This window comes from Psychromonas sp., from assembly GCF_041586535.1.
In the GTDB taxonomy this organism is placed as follows: Bacteria; Pseudomonadota; Gammaproteobacteria; order Enterobacterales; family Psychromonadaceae; genus Psychromonas.
Map to the genome: position 1 here is coordinate 1 of NZ_JBFGZY010000187.1, position 5,662 is coordinate 5,662.

Annotated in this window: 5 protein-coding genes; 3 read left to right on the top strand and 2 right to left on the bottom strand. The window is 42.5% G+C overall.

Features of this window, described 5'->3' with window-relative positions:
• The first annotated feature begins 529 nt into the window (after positions 1–529).
• Positions 530–1,984: a tRNA uracil 4-sulfurtransferase ThiI gene (thiI, locus tag ABZA00_RS15945; RefSeq protein WP_372883142.1), complete on the top strand. Its 1,455-nt coding sequence runs from the start codon at positions 530–532 to the stop codon at positions 1,982–1,984.
• A gap of 367 nt (positions 1,985–2,351) precedes the next feature.
• Entirely contained in the window at positions 2,352–2,534 is a 183-nt protein-coding gene (locus ABZA00_RS15950; protein WP_372883143.1) for a DUF1737 domain-containing protein, read from the top strand.
• Positions 2,535–2,705: 171 nt separating this feature from the next.
• Here ABZA00_RS15950 and ABZA00_RS15955 read toward each other — a convergent pair whose 3' ends face one another.
• The gene (locus ABZA00_RS15955) at positions 2,706–3,254 is read right to left on the bottom strand and encodes a transposase (protein ID WP_372883144.1); all 549 of its coding nucleotides are present in this window, start codon (positions 3,252–3,254) and stop codon (positions 2,706–2,708) included.
• A 187-nt stretch (positions 3,255–3,441) separates the two neighbouring features.
• Positions 3,442–4,314: an ElyC/SanA/YdcF family protein gene (locus ABZA00_RS15960; RefSeq protein WP_372883145.1), complete on the bottom strand. Its 873-nt coding sequence runs from the start codon at positions 4,312–4,314 to the stop codon at positions 3,442–3,444.
• 56 nt (positions 4,315–4,370) lie between these two features.
• On the opposite strand from ABZA00_RS15960, the gene ABZA00_RS15965 reads away from it, so the two are divergent.
• Positions 4,371–5,147, top strand: a complete 777-nt coding sequence (locus tag ABZA00_RS15965; RefSeq protein ID WP_372883146.1) for a methyltransferase domain-containing protein — start codon at positions 4,371–4,373, stop codon at positions 5,145–5,147.
• Positions 5,148–5,662: the final 515 nt, after the last annotated feature.

Below are 5,662 nucleotides of genomic sequence, written 5' to 3' on the forward strand. Positions count from 1 at the left end.
GATATTGATGCTATAAAATTGTTGTTTTATGAAGGTGTTGGTTTGGGGGCGCGGAGCGAATTAGACCGCAGTCTAGTATCATGAGCGGAGGAGCTCTGCGACTCCTTTCCTGCGAGTCCTTTTTTCAGTCCGCATTTTTTGAGTTGTTATTTTTCTTATGTAGACTAAAGTCTGCGCCCCCTATATATCGATAATCAAAACTACGCTTTTATTTTATTCTGTAACCTGCCCAGATATCGATGCTATAAAATTGTTGTTTTATGAAGGTTTTGGTTTGGTGCGCGGAGCGAATTGAACGAAAGTTCAGTGTAATGAGCGGAGGAGCTCTGCGAGTCCTTTTTTCAGTCCGCATATGGACTCTACGAGTCCACATTTAAAAAATGTGAAAAATAAAAACAATGCAGGCTGAAGCCCGCGCCCCAAACAATACAAATTTTCTACGCATCAATAAAAATCTACTCACCTCTTTGCCTCAAGAGGCGTAACGGGTATAATTTGCCTCCTTATTTATTTGCACAGTGATCACACAATGAAATTTATCGTAAAACTTTTTCCTGAAATCATGATGAAAAGTAAACCTGTCCGTAAGCGTTTCAGCAAAATGCTGCAGGGGAATATCCGTAATGTATTAAGCCGTCATGATGAACAGGTTAAAGTGATTTTAGAGTGGGATAAGATCGTTGTTCGCACCGTCAATGAAACGCCTGAAAACAAAGAGAATATGATCCTGTTGTTAGCCAGCACACCGGGTATTGCTCACTTTTTAGAGGTAAAAGAAACGGAATTTACCGACCTGCATAACGTCTATGAGCAGACGCTGGAGAATGTCGGCAGTTCACTTGACGGGAAAACCTTTTGCGTGCGGGTTAAACGTATCGGTAAACATGATTTCTCCTCGATAGAAGCCGAGCGTTATATTGGTGGTGGTTTAAATCAGCACACAGATGCGCTGGGGGTTAAATTAAAAGGGCAGGATATTACCGTCCATTTAGAGATAAATAACGACAGACTTTATTTTATCGATAAAAAACATCCCGGCTTAGGTGGTTTCCCCTTAGGCTCGCAGGAGTCTGTATTATCATTAATCTCTGGTGGTTTTGATTCCGGCGTTTCCAGTTATCAACTATTAAAGCGTGGCTCTCGGGTACATTACTGCTTCTTTAACCTCGGCGGTGCAGCCCATGAAATCGGCGTTAAACAGGTGGCTTATCAACTGTGGAACCGTTTCGGTGCATCACACCGGGTTAAGTTTATCTCTATTCCCTTTGAGCCTGTTGTTGCAGAGATCCTGGAAAAAGTCGATAACGGACAAATGGGCGTTATTCTTAAGCGTATGATGATGCGCGCGGCAACTCTGGCTGCTGAACGTCTGGATATCGAAGCACTGGTAACGGGTGAAGCGTTAGGTCAGGTATCCAGCCAAACCCTGCGTAATTTATCGATAATCGATAAAGTGACGGATATGCTTATTCTGCGTCCGCTGATTGCAACGGATAAACAGGATATTATCGATTGTGCGCGCTTTATCGGTACCGCCGAAATCTCAGAAACCATTCCGGAATATTGTGGCGTAATTTCACAGCGTCCGACCGTCAAAGCGGTAATGAAAAAAATTGAAAAAGAGGAAGCAAAATTTGATCTTTCCCTGATCGAACAGGTTGTTGAAAATGCGCAGGTACTAGATATCCGTGATATTGACAAAGCAGCACATGAAGAGATCGCAGAAGTGGAGTCCGTTTCAGATTTTGCAGAAAATGAAGTGGTATTAGATATCCGCTCAGCGGAAGAAGAAGAGGAATCACCACTGGAAATTGCAGGTGTCACCGTTGAACATTTGCCGTTCTTTAAACTGTCCAGCCAGTTTGCCAACCTGCCGCAGGATAAAACCTACCTGCTATATTGCGCGCGCGGTGTAATGAGTCAGCTGCAGGCGCTGTATCTCAAAGAAGCGGGTTTCAGCAACGTTAAAGTGTACCGCCCTTAACAAACATCTGTAAGCTTAGCGTTGCAAACAAGGGGGGCGAGGGCTTCAGCCCTCCTGTTGTCATAACTGCGGGGTAAAACAGGGCTCTCAGAGCCCGCCCGCTCATGACAACAGACTGCCGTAAATAACTGCGGGCGTCCTGCCCTTCGGGCCATTGTCGTAAACTCCAATGTTCAAATTTGCTCCTGACAAATTTGTCGCCCTGCGCGCCATTGAAAAGCAATGTCAAAGATTCAAACAATCAAAATTAATCTGCCGTATTTTTGTCCATCTCAGTTGGTTTCTCACATTTTCTACCTCTTTTATTTCCTTTTTAAATGAATCATCGTATGCTCATCCTAAATCGTGCTAATAAAAGGAATATAATATGTCACAAGTAAAAGAAAAATATAAACTTATCACTGGAAAGGACGACGCCGATTTTTGCCAGCGCGTAACCAAACTGCTGGAAGAGGGCTATGAGCTTTACGGCTCTCCGGCGCTCTCCTTTAACGGCGAACATATGGTGGCAGCACAGGCACTGGTAAAACAGGAAGCGCAGCTGGTGTAATTCAATATTTGTGAATTACGGGGAATACTAGACTAAAGTTTGATTTTTGGGGCGCGGAGCGAATTAGACGACAGTCTAGTGTTCCGGGGCGCGGGCTTCAGCCCGCATCTTTTGATTTACCATTTCTATTATGCAGGCTAAAAAAAAGGATGCGCAGTGCGCATATGCGGACTAAAGTCCACGCCCCTTTAATATTCTTTCCTCTTCATAAATGCCGTAAAAACGGCTGTCTGCATCTTCTAAACCTGCCCTGTGCGCATTATTTTTAATATATTGATAAGTTACGTTGAATTGTTTCTCTGTTCGGATAATTTTGTCGAAATAACTCCTGTCCCATATCGTACCGGTTCTTTCATAGTGTTTATTGATTGAGAAAGCGCTGCCTCCTTTTATTTTCTGCATAATTTCTACCAGTGGCTTTAACTGTTCAAACAGCAGGTGCACATGGTTGGGCATAACAGAGACAGCGATTAAGTGATAGTAGTTTGTATCTTTTGATTTAAAGAATGTTAACAGCAGTGGAATCACTTCTTCATTTAACATGGCTCCAGCAGAGGAGTTATCTAAAAACTGATCCTGTTGAAATTGCTGTTTAGAGGTGCTATCCGTTGTATTGATATTATGTTTTTCAAGGTAGTAGGCTACACTCTCCTGCGTTCGGAATGTGACAAACTGAATTGCATTTTTTTGATCAATGTGAGGCAGGTTTTTACGTATCATACTCTGCGCAGTACTCGCTATTGCTATTCATTCTTAAAGATTAAGTTTAGTTTAAAATGTGATTTGTTGTATTTCGTGGCGAATTGAACACTTTTGGTTTTGGGGCGTGGGCTTCAGCCCGCATCTTTTGATTTTTTGTTTAATGTTATATTCTTCAGTCTATTTGTTTTGTCGTATTCGTCTACTTTCAAAGTAAAAAAATAAATGAATAACAAGCGAACTTTAGTCCGCATAAGTAAAATAACAAATCAAAACAATGCAGGCTAAAGTCTGCGCGCCAAAACCTTATTAACAATCCAAACCACGTTTTTATTTTATTCTGCAATCTTCCCAGATATTCATGCCAGGCCGTTGTTGACTTATGCAGGTTATAAGCGGATGGGGTGTAATAATAAGAGGGCGATTCGCCTAAACGTTTTGGTGCTAAATAGTTAGCGGGTGCGGGTGTCGGCGCTTTATTATATTTAGCGAAAAGTTGCACTGCACGGTCCATATGGGTGGCTGAAGTCACTAAAGCCGCTGATTCATCGCCGATAATTTTCGCCATCTGTTGCGCTTCATCGTCCGTATCCAGCGTGTTATCCAGACGGATGATTTTACCCGCCGGAATCTTCATGGTTAAAGCTAACTCTTCCATCAGCTGCGCATGTGATTTAATATCGCCAAATCCGCCGCCTGAAACCACTAACGTTGCATTTGGGTTACTTTGATATAAGCGTAATGCTTCAATAAATCGGCTTAAGGCGGTTGCTGATAGCTGCCCGGTGACAGGTAAACCGGGATCGGCACTGCCTCCCGAGCCTAATAATAAAATAAACTGGAAGTCCTGTGCCGGCTGCATAACAGGGGGATGCTGGCGCTCTAATGGCGCGACAAGTCGCTCTGTAAAAGGCAGGCAGGAGAAGGTAAACAAAAGTATAAAACTTAATAGTAAATTAAACTTGGCAAGTTTCTGTTTTTGGGTAAAGAACAGTAAAATAAGTCCCAGCAGAAAAAGCATCAGTATAAGAGGAAGCGGCATTAACAAACTGCCCAGCCATTTTTTTAATACAAATAACATATTGATAACTCGATATTTTAAAAAATAATATTAACAGTTAATTGGAATACATAGAATTGAATGATCATAATTTTGACAATATTGCCGCGAAATTTGTAAAAAATATTTATGGCAGCGGCAAGGGCAGAATACGCACTGAAATCCTTTGGGACGAACTCCTGCACTGCCTTTCGTTACTGCCGGACAGGCCGCTGCGGATCCTCGATGCCGGTGGCGGGTTCGGCTATTTTTCACAGAAGCTCGCCGCGCTTGGGCATCAGGTTGTGCTTTGTGATATCTCCAGTGAATTATTGCGCGTTGCCGAAACGCAAATTCAGGACCAGAAATACGCGCAGAATATCCAGTTATTGCACTGCTCAATACAAAGATTGCCGGAGCTGGTGGAGGGGCAATTTGATCTGATATTAAACCATGCGGTGTTGGAATGGTTGGTAGATCCGAAACAAACATTACAGGGGCTATTAAACTTTTTAAATGTAGAGGGATTGTGCTCTTTAATGTTTTACAATAAAGAAGCGCAACGTTTTCATAATTTGGTGTCGGGAAATTTTGATTTTGTGGCAAAGGGGATGCTGCGTAAAAATGTAGTACGCTTAACGCCCACCAACCCGATAGTTGAGGCTGAGGTAACACAGTGGCTGGCAGAGGTTGAAATGCAGGTTGTGCAAAAAACCGGTGTGCGGGTGATCCATGATTATCTCAAAGAGCCTTGCGAGTCTGAGGAAAAGTTTGTTCAACTGCTGGCCATGGAAAAGTTATATTGCCATCAGGAGCCTTATGCTTCGCTCGGCAGATATACACATTTGATTGTTAAACATAGCGGACATAAATAATAATGCTGCTGATTATTCACCTGAATAAATTGCAGGTAAAAAAAAAGCCCAGGAAGAAAGGGGGTACCTGGGCTAGGGAAAATTTTATTGTTTAATTTCAGGAGTTTTACTATTAGTTTTCAGTTTAGTTATTATTCTTAATATTTCCAATAAAGAATTCTGCGTGATTTTTGGGGCGCAGACTTTAGTCTGCATCTTTTGTCATGAACAGAGTGCTTATGCAGGCTGAAGCCCGCGCCCCAAAAGACAATATTATCGCATCCCAAAAAATACTCACTGGACGTTGATAGGGTGCTTCAAGGTGGATTAAATGATAAGCTCAACTGACAATGATTCATCTGAAAGACTGCATCTTCTGCCCATTGAGCTTCACAACTTGAAGCTCACCCAGCTAAAGCAAGGTGATTCTTGTCGTCAACGGTTTAGGCATTGCAACATTAAGTTGCGTTAGTCTTCTAAAACCTCTTACAAGCGTTTAACGTGTCGGCACTACCTGCCGCCACGAATTTTTAAGC